Annotated in this window: 11 protein-coding genes; 6 read left to right on the top strand and 5 right to left on the bottom strand. The window is 66.1% G+C overall.

Translation table 11 applies throughout. The features are described 5' to 3' along the window. Positions 1-401: 401 nt before the first annotated feature. The gene (locus tag AC56K1_RS02415; protein ID WP_497156238.1) at positions 402-2,501 is read left to right on the top strand and encodes an ATP-dependent helicase; all 2,100 of its coding nucleotides are present in this window, start codon (positions 402-404) and stop codon (positions 2,499-2,501) included. A 357-nt stretch (positions 2,502-2,858) separates the two neighbouring features. Here AC56K1_RS02415 and AC56K1_RS02420 read toward each other — a convergent pair whose 3' ends face one another. Further along, a complete protein-coding gene (locus AC56K1_RS02420) occupies positions 2,859-3,515 on the bottom strand; it encodes a phosphohydrolase (RefSeq protein WP_497156239.1) in 657 nt (218 codons plus the stop codon). Positions 3,516-3,716: 201 nt separating this feature from the next. Between AC56K1_RS02420 and glpD the strand changes: the two genes are divergently transcribed. Both glpD and AC56K1_RS02430 read left to right on the top strand, forming a co-directional pair. Beyond that, positions 3,717-5,288, top strand: coding sequence for a glycerol-3-phosphate dehydrogenase (gene glpD / locus AC56K1_RS02425; RefSeq protein WP_497156240.1), 1,572 nt, complete (start codon positions 3,717-3,719; stop codon positions 5,286-5,288). A 73-nt stretch (positions 5,289-5,361) separates the two neighbouring features. Beyond that, on the top strand, positions 5,362-5,976 hold the full coding sequence (locus AC56K1_RS02430) for a glutathione S-transferase family protein (protein WP_497156241.1): 615 nt from the start codon (positions 5,362-5,364) through the stop codon (positions 5,974-5,976). A 122-nt stretch (positions 5,977-6,098) separates the two neighbouring features. Here the strand turns inward: AC56K1_RS02430 and AC56K1_RS02435 are convergent, their stop codons facing one another. Beyond that, positions 6,099-6,950, bottom strand: coding sequence for a CheR family methyltransferase (locus tag AC56K1_RS02435; RefSeq protein WP_497156242.1), 852 nt, complete (start codon positions 6,948-6,950; stop codon positions 6,099-6,101). Next, on the bottom strand, positions 6,950-11,851 hold the full coding sequence (locus AC56K1_RS02440) for a hybrid sensor histidine kinase/response regulator (RefSeq protein WP_497156243.1): 4,902 nt from the start codon (positions 11,849-11,851) through the stop codon (positions 6,950-6,952). The genes AC56K1_RS02435 and AC56K1_RS02440 overlap by 1 nt, the downstream gene beginning before the upstream one ends. A gap of 336 nt (positions 11,852-12,187) precedes the next feature. Here AC56K1_RS02440 and AC56K1_RS02445 point away from each other — a divergent pair, with 336 nt between their 5' ends. After that, positions 12,188-12,922, top strand: a complete 735-nt coding sequence (locus tag AC56K1_RS02445; RefSeq protein ID WP_497156244.1) for a helix-turn-helix transcriptional regulator — start codon at positions 12,188-12,190, stop codon at positions 12,920-12,922. Here AC56K1_RS02445 and AC56K1_RS02450 read toward each other — a convergent pair. Beyond that, positions 12,897-13,169 carry a helix-turn-helix domain-containing protein gene (locus tag AC56K1_RS02450; protein WP_497129862.1) on the bottom strand — a complete coding sequence of 91 codons (273 nt, stop codon included), beginning with the start codon at positions 13,167-13,169 and terminating at the stop codon, positions 12,897-12,899. The genes AC56K1_RS02445 and AC56K1_RS02450 overlap by 26 nt on opposite strands. A gap of 157 nt (positions 13,170-13,326) precedes the next feature. Between AC56K1_RS02450 and AC56K1_RS02455 the strand changes: the two genes are divergently transcribed. Then, complete coding sequence (locus tag AC56K1_RS02455; protein WP_497156245.1) at positions 13,327-13,911, top strand: acyl-homoserine-lactone synthase; 585 nt, start codon at positions 13,327-13,329, stop codon at positions 13,909-13,911. Here the strand turns inward: AC56K1_RS02455 and AC56K1_RS02460 are convergent. After that, positions 13,908-15,953, bottom strand: a complete 2,046-nt coding sequence (locus tag AC56K1_RS02460) for a prolyl oligopeptidase family serine peptidase (RefSeq protein ID WP_497156246.1) — start codon at positions 15,951-15,953, stop codon at positions 13,908-13,910. The two genes, AC56K1_RS02455 and AC56K1_RS02460, sit on opposite strands and share 4 nt — an antisense overlap. A gap of 150 nt (positions 15,954-16,103) precedes the next feature. Here AC56K1_RS02460 and AC56K1_RS02465 point away from each other — a divergent pair, with 150 nt between their 5' ends. Continuing rightward, complete coding sequence (locus AC56K1_RS02465) at positions 16,104-19,097, top strand: CHASE domain-containing protein (protein ID WP_497156247.1); 2,994 nt, start codon at positions 16,104-16,106, stop codon at positions 19,095-19,097. Positions 19,098-19,130: the final 33 nt, after the last annotated feature.

Below are 19,130 nucleotides of genomic sequence, written 5' to 3' on the forward strand. Positions count from 1 at the left end.
TGCGCCATGCGAGGCAGTCGCGGGTCAGGCCACCCTGGCTTATGCACATAACTTGCCTACAATTATTTTTCGTCCTCCACACTATTCACCTGCGGCACGTGCGCGTAACCCCTTGATTTCAGGGGCTAAGAGCGATGCCTCCCCAATAGGCAAATTGTTGAAAGCCGCATCCTTGGCCGCTGTTGGCGTGTCAAGCCCCTGCTTTTCCACATAGTTATTCACAGACTTTGTGGATATCCGGAAAATATTTGAAGAATCCGTTACTTAAAGCGGGTTTTGCATGTCTTGCATGACCGTGGCGGCGCGGGCATTCGTGTGGCCTCAGCAATTGCCCAGCATTTCTGCTTGCGCGTAAGAACTGGATAAATGTACAGTATGTCATGTCCACGTTCCCAGCCTGTATGTCCGCCGTCCACGACCAGCCCGCCACCACCGACGATCCCTTCGCCAGCCTGAACGCGGAGCAGCGCGCGGCAGTCGAGCATGACATCGGCGCCGACATCGTGCGTCCGCTGCTGGTGGTCGCCGGCGCCGGTTCGGGCAAGACCAATACGCTGGCGCACCGCGTCGCGCGGCTGATCCAGGCCGGCGCCGACCCCCAGCGCATCCTGCTGCTGACCTTCTCGCGCCGCGCCGCGGGCGAGATGGGCCGGCGCGCCAGCGGCGTGCTGCAGCGCCTGCTGCGCGGCGGCAGTTCGGCCTACGGCTTCCAATCGCAGGTCACATTGCCCTGGGCCGGCACCTTCCACGCGATCGGCGCGCGCCTGCTGCGCGAATACTCGGGCCGCATCGGCCTGGATGAATCCTTCACCATCCACGACCGCGGCGACTCGGAAGACCTGATGGGACTGGTGCGCCACGAGATCGGCCTGACCCGGACGGAGAAGCGTTTTCCGCTGAAGGGCACCTGCCTGTCGATCTATTCGCGCGTGGTGAACAGCCGCGAGCCCCTGGACCAGGTGCTGCAATCGACCTTCCCATGGTGCAGCGAATGGGAAGGCCAGCTCAAGACCCTGTTCGGCGCCTATGTCGACGCCAAGCAGGAACAGAATGTCCTCGACTACGACGACCTGCTGCTGTTCTGGTCCGAGATGGCCAGCGACCCGGAACTGGGCTTGGCGCTGGGCGCCCTGTTCGACCACGTGCTGGTCGACGAATACCAGGACACCAACCGCCTGCAGGCCTCGATCATCACCGGCATGAAGCCCGGCGGCGAGGGCGTGATGGTGGTGGGCGACGACGCCCAGTCGATCTATGCCTTCCGCGGCGCGACGGTGCGCAACATCCTGGACTTCCAGAAGGAGTTCACGCGCCCGGCCGAAGTCATCACTCTGGAGCGCAACTACCGCTCGACCCAGCCTATCCTGGACGCCTCGAACGCCATGATCGGCGGCGCCCTGGAGCGCCATGCCAAGACCCTGTGGACCGACAAGGTCTCCAGCATCAAGCCGCAGCTGGTCCTGATTCCGGACGAAGCCGAGCAGGCGCGCTGGGTCTGCAACCGCATCCTGGAGCACCGCGAGGCCGGCATCGCCCTGACGGCGCAGGCGGTGCTGTTCCGCGCCGCCAGCCACAGCGCCGCGCTGGAACTGGAGCTGATGCGCCGGAACATCCCCTTCGTGAAATTCGGCGGGCTGAAATTCCTGGAAGCGGCCCATATCAAGGACGTCCTGGCCGTGCTGCGCTTTGCCCAGAACCCGAATGGGCGCATGGCGGGCTTCCGGGTGGCCCAGCTGATCCCGGGCATCGGGCCGGCCACCGCCACCCGCCTGCTCGACGCGGTGAGCGAAGCGGCCGACCCGCTCACGGCCATCGATGCCTTCTCGCCGCCCGCCAAGAGCGCGGCGGATTGGGAAGCGTTCAGCGCCCTGTACCGGCGCCTGCGTACCCCCGGCCTGCGCTGGCCGGCGGACATCGAGCTGGTCAAGGCCTGGTATTTGCCGCACCTGGAGCGCATGCACGACGACGCCCAGGTACGTGCTGCCGACGTGGAGCAGCTGGCGGCGCTGGCCGGCGGCCACACCACGCGCGAGAGCTTCCTGGCAGAGATCACGCTCGACCCGCCCGAGGCGACCAGCGACCGCGCCGGCCCGCCGCTGCTGGACGAAGACTATGTGATCCTGTCCACCATCCACTCCAGCAAGGGGCAGGAGTGGAAATCGGTGCATGTGCTGAACGTCGTGGACGGCTGCATTCCCTCGGACATGAGTACCGGCAACCAGGACGACATCGAGGAAGAGCGCCGCCTGCTGTACGTGGCCATGACCCGCGCCAAAGAACACCTGCAGCTGGTCGTGCCCAACCGCTTCTTCATCAAGCAGCAGGCCCAGATGGGCGACCGCCACGTGTATGCGGCGCGCACCCGCTTCATCACTCCGGCCATGCTCAAGCATTTCGACGAGCACACCTGGCTCAGCGCCGACACCCGGCAGGTGCGCAAACCAGTGCCGGAGACGGTGCGGATGATGGTCAGGGACCGGTCGCGGAACAGTTGGAAATGAGACGCGAAGCGGGAGGCGAAAATGCGCGCAGAAGAGCACCTGTTAGCGACCGAACCGGCCTGGCAATCCCTAGTTATCCCCCGCCAGCAATTTTTGTAGGAATTTGCCCTATAGACCTATGTTGCACGAAAGCGGTGCATAGCTAAGCCATTGATTTTATTGGGGTTTCATTTTGCCTCCAGAATGGGCATTTTGTTGAAACCCGCACGGATACTGGACTTGCAGCTTGTCAAGTAGGCCTTGTCCACATAGTTATCCACACAAGTTGTGGATATTGGAAAATACTCAACTAAATCAGGTATTTAGCTTAAGCTATTGATCCGCGTCAAAATCACGTGCGGAAAACGGTGCAGGCATTCAGAGCCGGGTGTCGCAGCCCCCCGTCAAAGGGGCATGGCCGGTGACGGCCTTCAGCCGGTCGAGCTCGGCTAAAAAACGCTCGGCGGCCAGTCCGGGGGGCCAGGGCTCCCAGGGCGTGCAGCCGTAATGCGCCGCCAGCGGATCCTGTTCCAGCACGTGCGCGCGGATCTTGAGCGTGCGCCGCACTTCCTCGCGCGTCCAGCCGGTGACGTGCACCGCCTCGGTGGCGGCGGCCAGGCGGTCGGCCTGCTTGTGCAGCTTGTGGTCCTTCTCGGTCCAGGCCGGCAAGCCGTAGCGCACGAACACCACCTGTTCGAGGCGCCGGGTCAAGGCGCGGAAGCCTTCGCCCAGGAAGGGCTTGATGACCGACACCGCATCGAAGCCGAGCAAGCCTTCTTCGGCGTCGTGCAGCAGTTCGCGCAATTCTTCCAGCGGGGTCGGCCGCGGGGCCAGCGCGCGCCGCAGCAGCATCACCGCGATCGAGTGCTGGGCCACCGACAGCGGCAGCGGCCAGGCCGAATGCCCGCCCCAGCGGTAGGTGCGCGCCAGTCCCAGCGCCAGGTCGGCGTCGTCCCAGTCGAAGGGCGTGGGGTTGAGCAGGTCCAGCCGTTTACCAGACGGCATGCGCACCCAGGCGCGCACATCCTCCACCATTGCATCTTCCTGTGTCGTGATCAAACCGCCAATTCTACACACCGGCCCGCCGCTCACGCGGGGCGTCCTTTATTGATGGCTGTGGCAATTTCGCACACGCCGGCTGGATTCTGCGCATAATTGATATAAGCAAAGACTTCCCACTGCCGGGCTCCTACACTGGACCGGTTGGGGGCAGGTTGCCCGCGCACAGGAGGCGACGTGGACAATGGCGACAGGGATGACGGCAAGCAATGGGAGTGTGACCTGCTGGTCGTAGGCGGCGGCATCAACGGTGTCGGCATTGCACGCGATGCGGCCGGGCGCGGCCTGCGCGTGATCCTGTGTGACAAGGACGACCTTGGCGCCCATACCTCCTCGTCGTCCAGCAAGCTGATCCACGGGGGGCTGCGCTACCTCGAGCACCGCGAGTTCGGCCTGGTGCGCAAGGCCCTGGCCGAGCGCGAGCTGCTATTGCGCAGCGCGCCCCACATCATGCACCCGCTGCGTTTCGTCATGCCCCACGATACCGGCCAGCGTCCTGCCTGGCTGATCCGCGCCGGCCTGTTCCTCTACGACCGGCTGGCGCCACGCGAATTCCTGCCCGGATCAAGCGCCGTGGACCTGGTCGGGCACCGCGCCGGCGGCCCGCTGAAGCCCACCTTCACGCGCGGTTTCGTATATTCCGACGGCTGGGTCGACGACGCCCGGCTGGTGGTGCTCAACGCCCTCGACGCCCGGGAGCGCGGCGCCACCGTGCTCACCCACACCCGCGCGACCGGCTTCGAGCGCCACCCCGCGCACTGGATGGCCACCCTGGTGCAGGGCACAGGCAGCCGCCGCGTCCAGGCGCGCTGCCTGGTCAATGCCGCCGGGCCCTGGGCCGCGCACGTCGCCCAGGTCGCCACCGGCGTCTTGCCCAAGCACCGGCTGCGCCTGGTCAAGGGCAGCCACATCGTGGTGCCGCGCCTGTTCGACCACACCTATGCCTATATCTTCCAGCACCCGGACGGGCGCATCGTCTTCGCCATGCCTTATGAAGGCGCTTTTACCCTGATCGGCACCACCGACGTCGAATTCCAGGGCGACCCCGACGAGGTCGGGATCTCCAGCCCCGAGACCAGCTACCTGTGCGAGCTGGCCAACCGCTATTTCCGGCGCCAGGTCTGGCCCTCCGACGTCGTATGGAGCTATTCGGGCGTGCGCCCGCTGCTCGAAGACGAAGCGGCCAGCGCCGCCGCCGCCACGCGCGACTACGTGCTTTCCCACGACGCCGCCGGCGCGCCGCTCTTGTCGGTCATGGGCGGCAAGATCACGACCTACCGCAAGCTGGCCGAGCAGGCGGTCGACTGGATCGGTCCGGCCCTCGGCAACACACGGCCGGCATGGACCGCCAATGCGCTGCTGCCCGGCGGCGACCTGTTCGGCAGCACGCCCGATAGCCGCGGCGTGCTCGAATTCGACCGCTGGGTCGCCGCGCTCCAGCGCCGCCATGACTGGCTGCCGCCCGCCCTGGCCCAGCGCTGGGCGCGCGCCTACGGCACCCGCGTCGAGGCCTTGCTGGCGGGGGCGGCTTGCCTCGACGACCTGGGCGACGAAGTCGCGCCGGGGCTGTACGCCGCCGAGCTGCGCTACCTGGTGGGGCAGGAATGGGCCAGCTGCGCCGACGACATCCTGTGGCGCCGCAGCAAGCTGGGCCTGCACCTGCCGCCCGGCTGCGCCGACAGCATCGACGCCTGGATCGCGGCCCAGCGCCGGCCGGCGGGGCCGGTGGTGCTGGCCGAGCTGGCCTGAAGGCGCTGGCGGCGAGCTAGCGGGCGAAAGCGGCTATCATGGCCGCCTGTGCCCTCTACCGCAAAGGAAACCCATGCGCCTCTACACCAGCCCCCGCGCGCCCAACCCGCGCCGCGTCACCCTGTTCATGGCGGCCAAGGGCATTGCCGGCATCGAGATGGTCGACGTCGACCTCAATTCCGGGGCCCACCGGGCCAGCGAATTCCTGGCACTGAACCCGCTGGCGCGGGTGCCGGTGCTGGTGCTGGACGACGGCCGTGCGCTCAGCGAAACGCGCGCGATCTGCACCTATCTCGAAGGCCTGTTCCCGGAACCGAACCTGATGGGGGTGGATGCGACGGAGCGCGCCTTCATCGAGATGGCCGACCGGCGCATGGAGCTGCACCTGATGCTGGAGATTGCGCTGTGCGTGCGCCACACGCATCCGGGGCTGGCTGTGCTGGAGCAGCCGCAGTTTCCCGAGTTCGGCGCGGCGCAGGGCTTGAAGATGCGGGCGACGGCGCGCTGGCTGGATGGGGAATTGGGCAAGCAGCCGTATGTGGCGGGGGAGCGGTTCACGATTGCCGATATCACGGCGTTTTGTGCGCTGGAGTTTGCGCGGGGACTGCTGCGGTTCCGCCCGGGGGCAGAGGGGATGGAGAACCTGCAGGCGTGGCGGGACAGGATGGTGGAGCGGTTTCCGGGGTGAGCACGCGGCCGCTCGGTTAGCCGTACGCGTTCACCGAGTATGTGGATAGAACCGCCGTTCAACGGAGCCAAGGTGGTTTGAACGCGTGGGCAGAATCCGCCCACGCTACGATGATCGACAGATCAACGTATGCGCTTATACCACCCACCACCCTCGAACAACGGCAAATATTCCCCCGCAATCACATCCGTCGGCGCCAGCGGACGGTCCAGCCCCAGTACCCCGAACAGCGACAGGCTGTCGTGGAACAGGCGCAGCACGCGCTGGCGCAGCACCGGGCCGAAGTCGGGCAGGGCGCGGCGGCAGATGATGGCGTGGAATTCGTTGAACGAGGCATCGGTCACCAGGCTGTACTGGGCCCAGGTAATGCGCTCGCGCAGGCGGCCGAGCAGGCGCGCTTCGCCGCCGGACACCTCGAAATAGTCGGCCAGCCGGCCGCTACCCCCGCTTTCCTCGTAGTCGCGCTGCGCGGCGTCGAGCTGCGCGGCCGGCACCGTGGCATCGCGCACCTCGGCCAGCAGGTCGTCGCTGGCCAGGGTCGCGAACACCTCGGTGCGCGCGTACAGCTTCTCTTCGGCCAGCAGGATCGCCAGGGTCCAGGCCTCGCACACGCCGCCCGGCTCGGCCAGCCATACCTTGGGCAGGGCGGTCGGGCGCAGGCTGTCGCCCAGCGCCATGCGCAGCCGGCGCGTCTCAAGCGGCTGGTCAAACAGCGGCGCCAAGGGCACCGCCAGCGCGCGCACCACGTCGATCGCCACGCCGGCCTGGTGCAGCACGCCTTCCTGCAGGCGCGAGATGGTCGCCAGCTCGCTCCGCTGCAGGAGCAGCAGCAGCTTCTCGCGCAGCCGGGTGCGTCCATAGCCACGGAAATCGGCACCGAAGCGCTGGTACAGTGCTTCCAGCAGCAGCTCGATTTCGAGTTCCTCGGTCGCCTGGGCGGCGGCACATCCGCTCCAGGCGCTATGCTCGCCCATTAGTGGAGCCAGACCCGCATCATCGACAGCAGCTGCGCCACATCGACCGGCTTGGTGATGTAGTCGGAAGCGCCGGCGGCGATGCACTTGTCGCGGTCGCCCTTCATGGCCTTGGCGGTCAGGGTGATGATCGGCAGCGAGCGGAACTTCGGGATGCGGCGGATCGCCCGCATCGTGTCGTAGCCGTCCATCTCCGGCATCATGATGTCCATCAGGACGATCTCGATGGTCGGGTCCTTCTCCAGCACCTCGATGCCGTCGCGGCCATTCTCGGCGAACAGCACCTGCATCTGCTGGCGCTCCAGCAGCGTGGACAGGGCGAAAATGTTGCGCAGGTCATCGTCGACGATCAGCACTTTACGACCGGCCAGGCCGCCGTCGAGCGCGTGGATCTCCTCTAGCATGCGGCGCTGGTTCTCCGGCAGGCTGGCCTGCGAACGGTGCAGGAACAGCGCGGTCTCGTCCAGCAGGCGTTCCGGCGAGCGAGCATCCTTCATGACGATGGTCTTGGCGTAGCGCTTGAGCTTCGTGACTTCCTTGCGCGACAGTTCCTTGGCGGTGTAGATCACGACCGGCAGGTCGCGCAGGCGCTCGTTGGCGCCGATGCGGTCCAGCAGGTCGAAGCCCGAGATGTCCGGCAGGGTCAGGTCCAGCACCATGCAGTCGAAGTGCGAGCTTTCCAGCACTTCCAGCGCGCCGGCGCCGGTATCCACCGTCACCATGTGGATGTCCGTGTTGCCGATCAGGGCCACGATCGACTCGCGCTGGGCCATGTCGTCTTCGACCACCAGCAGCGAACGCTTGCCGCCCATCAGGAATTTCTGGATGCGCTTGAATTCTTCCTGCAGCAGCTCGCGGCTGACCGGCTTGTTGATGTAGGAGATGGCACCCTGGCGCAGCGCGCGCTCGCGCTCGCGCAGCGAGGACATCACGTGCACCGGGATGTGGCGGGTGCTCGGGTCGCGCTTGAGGCGGTCGAGCACCGTGAAGCCGTCGATGTCCGGCAGGTCGATGTCGAGCAGGATCGCCGACGGCAGGTAGTCGCGCGCCAGCGACAGCGCCGAGTCGCCGCGCTGGGTGACGATGCCCTTGAAGTTCTTTTCGCGGGCGAAGTCGAGCAGCACCTTGGCGAAGCGCTCGTCGTCTTCCACGATCAGCACCGACGGGTCGCCCGGGGTCACCAGGCCGCGGTCATCGAGCACCGACGAGTATTCGACCAGCAAAGCCGCTTCGATCGTCTCGACGGTGGCCACGTCGGTCTGCTGCTGTGCCGACTTCTGGAAGGTCACCGGGGCAGGGCTTGGGGGCGGGGCCAGGCGCGCCGGTTGCGGCTGGCGTGCCTGTTCGTAGTTGATGAAGCCGGCGCGGTTGTACGGCAGGTAGAGGGTGAAGGTCGAGCCGACGTTGACGATCGATTCGACCCGGATCTCGCCGCCGAGCAGGCGCGCCAGTTCGCGCGAAATCGACAGGCCAAGGCCGGTACCGCCGTATTTGCGGGCGGTTGAGCCATCGGCCTGCTGGAAGGCTTCGAAGATCAGCTGCAGCTTGTCGGACGGGATGCCCACGCCGGTGTCGCGCACCGAGAAGGCCAGCACGGCGTCGGCATGCACCAGGTTCGGGTGGTCCGCGGTCCAGCCGCTGTTGACCAGGCTGATGGTCAGCTCCACCTGGCCGTGGCTGGTGAACTTGAACGCATTCGACAGCAGGTTCTTCAAGACCTGCTGCAGGCGCGTGGTATCGGTCATCACGGCAGTCGGCAGGTTGTCCGCCAGGTCGACCTGGAAGCCAAGGTGCTTGGCTTCGGCCATGTGGCGGAAGGTGCGGTCCACGTAGTTGCGCAGGTTCAGGAAGCGGTATTCCGACACGTCCAGCGTGACGGTACCGGACTCGATCTTCGACAGGTCGAGAATGTCGTTAATCAGCGTCAGCAAGTCGGAACCCGAGCCGTGGATGGTCTTGGCGAATTCCACCTGACGGCCGGACAGGTTGCCGTCCGGGTTATCCGACAGCTGCTGCGCCAGGATCAGGAGCGAGTTCAGTGGCGTGCGCAATTCGTGCGACATATTGGCCAGGAACTCGGACTTGTACTTGGACGACAGCGCCAGCTGGGTCGCTTTTTCTTCCAGCGCCAGCTTGGCCTGCTCCACCTCGCGGTTCTTGCGTTCCACCTCGATGTTCTGCTCGGACAGCAGGCGCGCCTTTTCGGCCAGTTCCTGGTTGGTCTGCTGCAGTTCCTGGGCCAGCGACTGCGACTGGGTCAGCAGCGACTCGGTACGGCTGTTCGCCTCGATGGTGTTCAGGACCACGCCGATCGATTCCATCAGCTGGTCCAGGAATGACAGGTGGGTTTCGGTGAAGCGGTCGAGCGACGCGATTTCAATCACGGCCTTGACCTGCTGCTCGAACAGGATCGGCAGCACGACGATGTTGTTCGGCGGCGCCGCGCCCAGGCCCGAGGACACCACGATGTAATCGCGCGGCACGTCGGTCAGCCAGATGCGGGTCTTCTCCAGCGCGCACTGGCCCACCAGGCCTTCGCCCGGCAGGAAGGAGGTCGGCAGCTTGCGGCTGGAGCGGTAGCCGTAGCTCGCGATCATGCGCAGGCGTGCATCGGTCTCCTGCGAGTCCATCATGTAGAACACGCCGTGGTGGGCCGACACCAGTGGCGCCAGCTCGGACAGGATCAGCTTGGTCACCGCCTGCAAGTCGCGCTGGCCCTGCAAGAGGCGCGTGAAGCGCGCCAGGTTGGTTTTCAGCCAATCCTGCTGCGCGTTCTTCTGCGTGGTCTCTTTCAGGTTTCGGATCATCTCGTTGATGTTGTCCTTCAGGTAGGACACCTCGCCGCGCGCTTCCACCTGAATGGAGCGCGACAAGTCACCACGGGTCACCGCCGTTGCCACCTCGCCGATCGCGCGCATCTGGTTGGTCAGGTTTGCCGCCAGCTGGTTGACGTTCTCGGTCAAGTCCTTCCAGGTACCTGCAACACCCGACACGTTTGCCTGGCCACCGAGTTTACCTTCGGTACCCACCTCACGGGCGACTCGGGTCACCTCGGATGCGAACGAGGACAACTGGTCGACCATGACGTTGATCGTGTCTTTCAGTTCGAGAATCTCGCCCTTCACGTCCACGGTAATTTTCTTGGACAAGTCACCGCGCGCGACCGCGGTCGTCACCGCCGCAATGTTACGCACCTGGCCCGTCAGGTTCGACGCCATGAAGTTCACGTTGTCGGTCAAGTCTTTCCAGGTACCGCCCACGCCCGGCACGTAAGCCTGGCCGCCCAGCTTGCCTTCGGTACCCACCTCACGCGCCACGCGCGTCACCTCGGATGCGAACGAGGACAACTGGTCGACCATGACGTTAATGGTGTTCTTCAGCTCGAGAATCTCGCCCTTGACGTCCACGGTAATCTTCTTGGACAGGTCGCCGTTCGCCACCGCGGTGGTCACTTCCGCGATGTTACGCACCTGGCCGGTCAGGTTACCCGCCATGAAGTTCACGTTGTCGGTCAAGTCTTTCCAGGTGCCCGCAACACCCGGCACGTTCGCCTGGCCGCCCAGGCGGCCCTCGGTACCCACTTCACGCGCCACGCGCGTCACTTCGGATGCAAAGGAGTTCAGCTGGTCGACCATCACGTTGATGGTGTTCTTCAGCTCGAGAATCTCGCCCTTCACGTCGACGGTAATTTTCTTGGACAAGTCGCCGTTTGCCACGGCGGTGGTCACGTCCGCGATGTTACGCACCTGGCCGGTCAGGTTACCCGCCATCGAGTTGACCGAGTCGGTCAAGTCTTTCCAGGTGCCGCCGACGCCCTTCACCTGCGCCTGGCCGCCGAGCTTGCCCTCGGTACCCACTTCCCGCGCCACGCGCGTCACTTCGGATGCGAACGAGGACAACTGGTCGACCATGACGTTAATGGTGTTCTTCAGCTCCAGGATTTCGCCCTTCACGTCCACGGTAATCTTCTTGGACAAGTCGCCGTTCGCCACCGCGGTCGTCACGGCCGCGATGTTACGCACCTGGCCCGTCAGGTTCGAGGCCATGAAGTTCACGTTGTCGGTCAAGTCTTTCCAGGTGCCGCCGACGCCCGGCACGTAAGCCTGGCCGCCCAGCTTGCCTTCGGTACCCACCTCGCGCGCCACGCGCGTGACTTCCGATGCGAAGGAGCGCAGCTGGTCCACCATGACGTTGATGGTGTCCTTCAGCTGCAGGATCTCGCCGCGCACGTCGACCGTGATCTTTTTCGACAAGTCGCCGTTCGCCACCGCGGTGGTCACTTCCGCGATGTTACGCACCTGGGACGTCAGGTTACCCGCCATCGAGTTGACCGAGTCGGTCAAGTCTTTCCAGGTACCCGCCACGCCCTTCACCTGCGCCTGGCCGCCCAGCTTGCCTTCGGTACCCACCTCGCGCGCCACGCGCGTCACTTCGGAAGAGAAGGAGGAGAGCTGTTCCACCATGGTGTTCGCGGTCATGGCCGCGCGCAGGTACTGGCCCTTGAGCGGGTGGCCGTCGACTTCCAGCGCCATGGTCTGGGACAGGTCGCCTTTTGCCACGGCGCCGATGACGCGCGCCATCTCGGTGGTCGGGCGCACAAGGTCGTCGATGAGGGTGTTGACCGAGCTGATGATGGTGCTCCAGCCGCCCACCACGCCCGGCAGGTCGGCGCGCTGGGTCAGGTGACCCTCGCGGCCCACCACGCGCGACACGTCGGTGACCGTCTCGACCATCTTCTGCTTGGTCTCGATGATGTCGTTGAGCGTATCGGCGATCTTGCCGGAGACGCCGGTCCAGTCCGAGGGCATGCGTACCGAGAAATCGCCTTTTTTCAGCGCCATCAGGGTCGCCAGCAACAGCTTGACGTCCAACTGTTCGCCCATGTCGGTCATGATGTTCATCGACTAAATCCTTGTCTCGCTAAGTTCGGTAAAAAGAGGGGGCGCCGCGGCAGGGCTGCGACTGTTACATCTGAATTGCAGAGAAGATACTCTTGTGTCGATCCAAGTCAAGCAGCATCGGCCGTTTTAACGTGGCTAATCTTGCAACAGGGAAAATTTCAGACGGCAATCCGGCGGAGCGTAGCGTAGCTGACTGAAGCGCAGCGCACGATTGAGGGGAATTGTTGTATTGCTACGACAGATTGCGAGGTATAAATACGCTCTTGTTAAATTTGGTGAGTCTTCTTCGTACCGGACTGAACTAGGATACTGGGTACGCTGTCCCGACATTGACCCATGATCGACACTGCATTACTTATCGAGTTACTGGAAGCCCCGGACGACCAGGCATGGAGTGAGCGCTTCTTCGGACTGGCGCGCGCCCAGGGTTTCGACCAGGTGCTCTATGGTGTGGTTCCGTCGCGGCACGTGCGCTTCGAAAACGCTTTTCTTCGCAGTAATTATTCCACTAAATGGCGCGAGCGCTACGACAGTAACGGCTTCGCCTATGTCGATCCGACCGTCGGCCACTGCCTGTCGAGCACCCTGCCGCTGGTCTGGGCGCCGACCACGTTCGGCGACGGTGCGCCCGGAACCCTGTATGAAGAAGCCAGCGCCCACGGCATCCGCAGCGGCGTCACCCTGCCGGTGCACGGCCCGCAGGGCGAAGTGGGCATGATCAGTTTTGCTTCCGACGCGCGCCCCGACGCGCCCTTCGTGCGCTCGGTGGCCGAGGCCCTGCCGGCATTGTCCCTGATCCGCGACTACGCCTTTGCCTCGTCCGCGCGCTTTCGCGAGGCCAGGACGGAACCGGAGCTGCCGCGCCTGACCCGGCGCGAGCTTGAAGTGCTGCAATGGGTCATGGCGGGCAAGTCATCCTGGGAAGTCGCCCGCATCACCGGCTGCTCCGAGGCGACCGTGAATTTTCACCTGGCGAATGTGCGCCAAAAATTCGGCGTCAACACCCGCCAGCAGGCGGTAATCAAGGCGATCTCCTGCGGCCTGCTTACGCCTGAAGATCACCATCGCTGAGCCTGCCGTTGACATAAAGACGCAGCAGGATGGCCACCGGGGCCGGCACGGCCAGGCCGGTCTCGAAGCGGCTGCCGCTGGACTGGGTCACGCCGAACCGGCTCCAGAACCGCTCCTGGCTCTCGCGCTTGGCGATCCGCAGGCGCCGCAATTCATGCGGCGCCGACTGCCTCACACCTGACACCTGCGCAGCCTGCTGTGCTTCCAGTTCTGCCGCCAGTGCTTCGCACATCAACTCGTTTGCCATGTTGTGTCCTTTCCGTCGGTGTCTATGCAAAATGCAAGTATTCCATTAGCAATGGAAATAGCCACCTAGCAGTGTTGCTAGTTCCGGTGCTGCCCGATTTGCATGAACCTTGTATGCGGAATGCATAGGTTCAATCAACCACAAACAGGGGCTCATCATGACAATGCACATCAAGATCGCTACACGCCGTGAATTCAAATCGAAGGACTTGTGGGAGATGCACACGCTGCGCGCCAAGGTGTTCAGCGGTCGCCTGGGGTGGGAAGTGCCGGTACTGTCCGGCATGGAGATCGACGGCTACGACGCGCTCGAGCCAGGCTACATGCTGATGCGCGAGCCGGGCGGGGTGCTGCGCGGCTGCTGGCGCCTGCTGCCGACCGAAGGCCCCTACATGCTCAAGGATTCCTTCCCGCAGCTGCTCGAAGGCCGCGAGGCGCCAAGCGACCCGCATATCTGGGAGCTGTCGCGCTTTGCCATCGAGACCGACGCCGCCAGCCGCTACGGATTCTCGGAAATGACCCTGGAGTCGTTCGAAGCCATCATCCGCTACGGCATCGAGAACGACCTGACCCACTTCGTGACGGTGACGACCACGGCGATGGAGCGCTTGACGCGCCGCGCCGGCGTGGTGACCAGCCGGATCGGCTCGCCGCAGGTCATCGGCATCGAGACCGCGGTCGCCTTGACGATCGACGTTCAGGCGACCTGGGACGCTCTGTTCGCCAAGCGCATGGTGTCTTAAAGGCCTCGGCGCAGCTTGAGCGCGAGGTAGGTCCAGGTCAGCGCCCACATGCGCGCGGTCTGCGCATTGTCGGCCGCGCCTGCATGGCCGCCTTCGACGTTCTCCCAGTACAGCACATCCTGTCCCAGCTCCAGCATGCGCGCCGCCATCTTGCGCGCATGGCCGGGGTGGACCCGGTCGTCGCGGGTTGAGCTGGTGAGGAGCAGGGGCGGATAGGCCGTGCCGGGCTGCAGCTGGTGATAGGGCGAGTAGCGCGCTATCCATGCCCACTCAAGCGGGTCGTCCGGGTCGCCGTATTCGCCTATCCAGGAGGCGCCCGCCAGCAGCTGGTGGTAGCGCCGCATGTCCAGCAGCGGCACCTGGCAGACCACGGCGCCGAACAGATCGGGGCGCTGGGTGAGGGCGGCGCCCACCAGCAGGCCGCCATTGCTGCCGCCCATGATGCCGAGGTGCGGCGGGCTGGTGATCCGGCGGCGCACCAGGTCTTCGGCCACGGCCAGAAAATCGTCGAAGGCGCGCTGGCGGTTTGATCTCAGCGCGGCCTGGTGCCAGCGCGGCCCGAATTCGCCGCCGCCGCGGATATTCGCCAGCACGTAGACGCCGCCCGCTTCCAGCCAGGCCGCGCCGCTGATGGCGCCGTAGGAGGGCTTGAGCGAGACTTCGAAGCCGCCATAGCCGTACAAGACGGTGGGGTTGGCGCCGTCCAGTACCGTGTCGTGGCGCATGACGACGAAATAGGGTACGCGGGTGCCGTCCGGCGACTGCGCCTCGAACTGGCTGGCGGCAAGACCCGTGGCGTCGAAAAACGCCGGCATCGCTTTGAGCGGCTCGCCCAGCGCATGGCTGTCCTGCTTGCCGGCTTCCATCAGGTAGAGGGTGGTCGGCTCGGTAAAGCCGGTGACGGCCAGGAAGTACAGGTTCGATCCCACCTCGTCATAGGCCCAGGCATCGAGCGCGCCGATCGAGGGCAGTTCGAGTTCGCGCCGGCGCCACGCGCCATCGATGCGCTGCAGTTCGACGATCCGGTTCTTCACCTTGTCGAGCAAGGTCAGGAGCAGGGCGTCGCGCGTGACCGCTACGGCGTCGAGCGAGGTGGTGGGCGTGGGCGCGAACAGCACGTCGAACACAGCTGTGCCATCGAGGAAGGCGTCGAAATCGGCGGCCAGCAGGGCGCCCTGCGGGTAGTGGCGGCCGCCGGTTTCCCAGTCCGAGCGCAGCTCGACCACGATTTGGCTGCGCACGGCATAGGCCTTGGCGTCGTCGGGCTTCGGGACCTTGCGCAGGCGCCCGCCCTGGCGCACGAACAGCTCGCTGCTGTAGAAGCCAAGCTGGCGCTGCACGAAGTCGCGTTCGTAGCCGGGTGTCTGGTCGCGCCAGCCCGAGGCCGACATGTCGCCTGGCTGGGCCTCGAATACCGTGCGCGCGCTGGCCAGCGGCTCGCCGCGCCGCCACTCCTTGACGATGCGCGGGTAGCCGGCATCGGTCATCGAGCCGGGGCCGAAGTCGGTACCGACGAAGAGCGTGTCGCGGTCGATCCAGGCGACCTGGCTTTTCGCTTCCGGCAGCACGAAACCGTTCTCCACGAAGCGTCGTGCAACCGGGTCGAATTCGCGCAGCACGCGGGCATCGCCCCCGCCGCGCGACAGCGACACCAGGCAGCGCCCGGCGCCGGGTTCGAGCCAGGTGGCGCCGCCCCAGACCCAGTTTTCGTTTTCCAGGCGCGTCAGGGCGTCCAGGTCGATCACGGTTTCCCAGCGTGGCGCCGGCTTGCGGTATTGCTCCAGCGTGGTGCGGCGCCAGATGCCGCGCGGGTAAGCGGCATCGCGCCAGAAGTTGTACAGCATGCCGCCGTGGCAGCCGGCGTAGGGGATCTTCCCGGTGGAGTCGAGGATGGACCTCAAGCGGGTGCGCAGGGTGGCGAAGCCCGGCTGCGCTTCGAGCTCGGCTTCGGTGAGGGCATTGCGCTCGCCGACCCAGGCGCGGGCGGGGCCGCCATCGATGTCTTCCAGCCAGCGGTAGGGATCAAGGGGTTCGTGCCGCATGGTGATCGCAGTCTTTGTCCAGTCTTGTTAATATGGATGAGCAGGAGCAGGCCCGGGTCGCGGTGGATATGCGTGACTATGTAGCGGGCCTGGCCACTTTATACTAGCACCCGCCGTATCGAGCGCCCGCAGCGGCGCGCACTGGAGAACATGCACCCGCCGACAACCCGCAGTTTCGCGACCAGCCCGCGCCGGGCCACCCTCGCCGCCACCTGGTCGGCCGGGGTGGCGCTCTCGCTCGCGGTCGGCCTGCTGTTCTACCAGGTCGCGGCCAGCGCGGTCGAGGACGACGCCCGGCGCCGTTTCGACAACGTCGCCCAGCTCGCGCGCGAGCGCGTCTCGGCGGCCATCGCCTCGTATGCGCGGGTGGTGCGCGGCCTGGCGGCGCTGCACACCGCCGGTGACGGGCCGCTGACCCGGCTGCGCTTTCACCGCTACGTCCAGACGCTGGACCTGACGCACGAGTTCCCGGCGCTCGAAGCGGTCTCCTTCATCGCCCACGTGCCGGATGCGCAACGCGAGGCCTTCATCGCCGGCGTGCGCAATGACCGCAGCGTGGACCCGGCGGGCAGCCCCGGCTTCGACATCAGTCCGCCCGGCCGGCGTCCGTCTTACGAAGTGATCACCTGGGTCGAGCCGCCCAACCTGCCCGTGAGCCGGCTCGGGATCGACATCGCGGCCAACCCGAAGGTGGCGGCGACGGTGGCGTCGGCGCGCGACAGCGGCCGCATATCGGCCTCCGGCCATCCGGTCCGCCTCGATTACCCCAAGCCGCGCATCGTGCTGGGCATGCGCGAGCCGCTTTACCTGGGCGGGGCGCTCCCGGCCACGGTCGAGGAGCGGCGCGCGCGCTTTTTCGGCAGCATCGGCATTGCCTTCTCGGTCGACAAACTGGTGCGCGAGGCGCTTGGCCCGGGGGTGGGGCAACCGATCCTGCTCAGCGTATATAGCGAAGCGGGACCGCGCAGGGAACACGCTGCGCTGGTCCTGCTTCCGACCGACCGGCTCGTGAACGGGCCGGAGGTGCGCGGCAAGCCCACGCCTGCCGGCCAGTTCACGACCCTGCTCGAGATCGACTATGTCGGTACGCGCTGGAAGGCGCGGTTTTCGGCCGACCGCGCGGCGATGGTCGATGGCCACCAGCGCTACCTGCCGCTGCTGGCGCTGGCCTCGGGTTTCCTCGGCACGCTGCTGGCCTTCACCCTGTTTCTCAGCCTGTACCGCTCGCGCCGCGCCGCGCTCGACCAGCGCCTGCTGCTCGACTCTGTGCTGGACAACCTCGACGCCTTCGTCTACCTGAAGGATGCCGAGCGGCGCTACCACTACGTGAATGCGAAGAGCGCGGGGATCGTCGGCCTGCCCGCAAGCGAGGTAATCGGCCGGCGCGACCTCGACCTGATGCCGGCGGCGCGCGCCGACGAGATGTGGGAGCGCGACCGCGCCGTGCTCGAAAGCGGAAAGCCCGGCGCCAGCCAGGTCGAGCAGGCCCTGCCCGACGGCAGCATCCGCCAGCTGTGGAGCGTGCGGGTGCCACTGCAGTCCGAAGGCGCGGCGCCGGCGGTGCTGTGCGTCTCGACCGATGTCACCGCCCTGCACGAGCTCAAGGCGCGGGCCGACGCGGCCAACCAGGCCAAAAGCGACTTCCTGTCGAACATGAGCCACGAGATCCGCACCCCGATGAACAGCATCATCGGCATGAGCCACCTGGCGTTGCAGTCCTGCGCCGACGCGCGCCTGCGCGGCTACCTGGAAAAGATCAACCACTCCGGCAAGCACCTGCTGGGCATCATCAACGACATCCTCGATTTTTCGAAAATCGAGGCCGGCAAGCTCGAACTCCACACCGTGGGCTTCTCGCTCGACGCCGTGCTGCGCAATGTCGAGCAGCAGCTGGGGCAGGCCGCGGCGGCCAAGGGCATCGATTTCGAGCGCGAGATCGCGCCGGAACTCATGCGCCCCCTGCGTGGCGATCCGCTGCGCCTGGAGCAGGTACTCCTCAACTTTGCCGGCAATGCGGTCAAGTTTTCCGAGCGCGGCCGCATCGCGCTGCGCGCCCGCCAGCTGCGCGCGTTCGGGCCGCAGCTGCTGGTGCGCTTCGAGGTGCAGGACAGGGGCATCGGCATCGCCCCAGACAAGCTGGCCGGCCTGTTCACGCCTTTCCACCAGGCCGACCCTTCCGCCACCCGGCGCCACGGCGGCACCGGCCTGGGCCTGGTGATCAGCAAGCAGCTCGCCGAGCTGATGGGCGGCGAGGTCGGGGTCGAGAGCACGCCGGGGCAGGGCAGCACCTTCTGGTTCACGGCCAGCCTGGCGCTCGACGAAGGCGCGGCCGGCCCTGCGGGCGCGCCGGTGCCCGATGCGGCGGCGCCGCCCGCGCGCCTGGACGGCTGCGCGGTGCTGCTGGTCGAGGACAATCCCTTCAACCAGCAGGTCGGCAGCGAGCTGCTGGCCGACGCCGGCGCGACGGTGGCCGTGGCCGACAATGGCCAGGCGGCGCTTGAGGCCATGTCGCGCCGGCGCTTCGACTGCGTGCTGATGGACGTACAGATGCCGGTGATGGACGGGCTGGAAGCGACCCGCCGCATCCGCAGCGACCCGGCCCTGCAGGGCACGCTGGTGATCGCGATGACCGCCAACGCCGGGGTCGGCGACCGTGCGCGCTGCCTGGAAGCGGGCATGAACGAATTCCTGGCCAAGCCGGTGATGCCAGAACTGCTGGCGGCCACCATTGCACGCTGCCTCGGACGCAGCGCCCGGCCGGCGCCGGAGGCCGCGCCGCGCGAGGTCCCGGGTCCCGGGCAGCTGGACCTGGCGCAATTGGCCGAGACTTTCGACGGCGACCGCGAGAAGATGCGCAAATACGCCTTCATGTTCCTGTCGACGGCGCGCGACGCGCTGTCCGAGATCGACGTGGCCCTGTCGAAAGCCGATGCGGCCACCGCCGCGGCCGTGGCGCACCGGGTCAAGTCCTCGGCCCGGGTGGTCGGGGCGGCTGCCTTTGCCGGCGTCTGCGAGGAACTGGAAAGCCAGTCCGGCCGCCCAGCCCAGGCGCGCGCGCTGGCGGCACGCTTGCGGGCGAAGCTGGTGCGCATCGAGCGCAACATCACTGCACAGCTCGGTTTGAGGGCGGAAGACAGGCGCTGAGCGTGTATTGACCGCCCCCGGGAATGGCCCGCG

This window comes from Telluria sp. ZB4P37, from assembly GCF_059685855.1.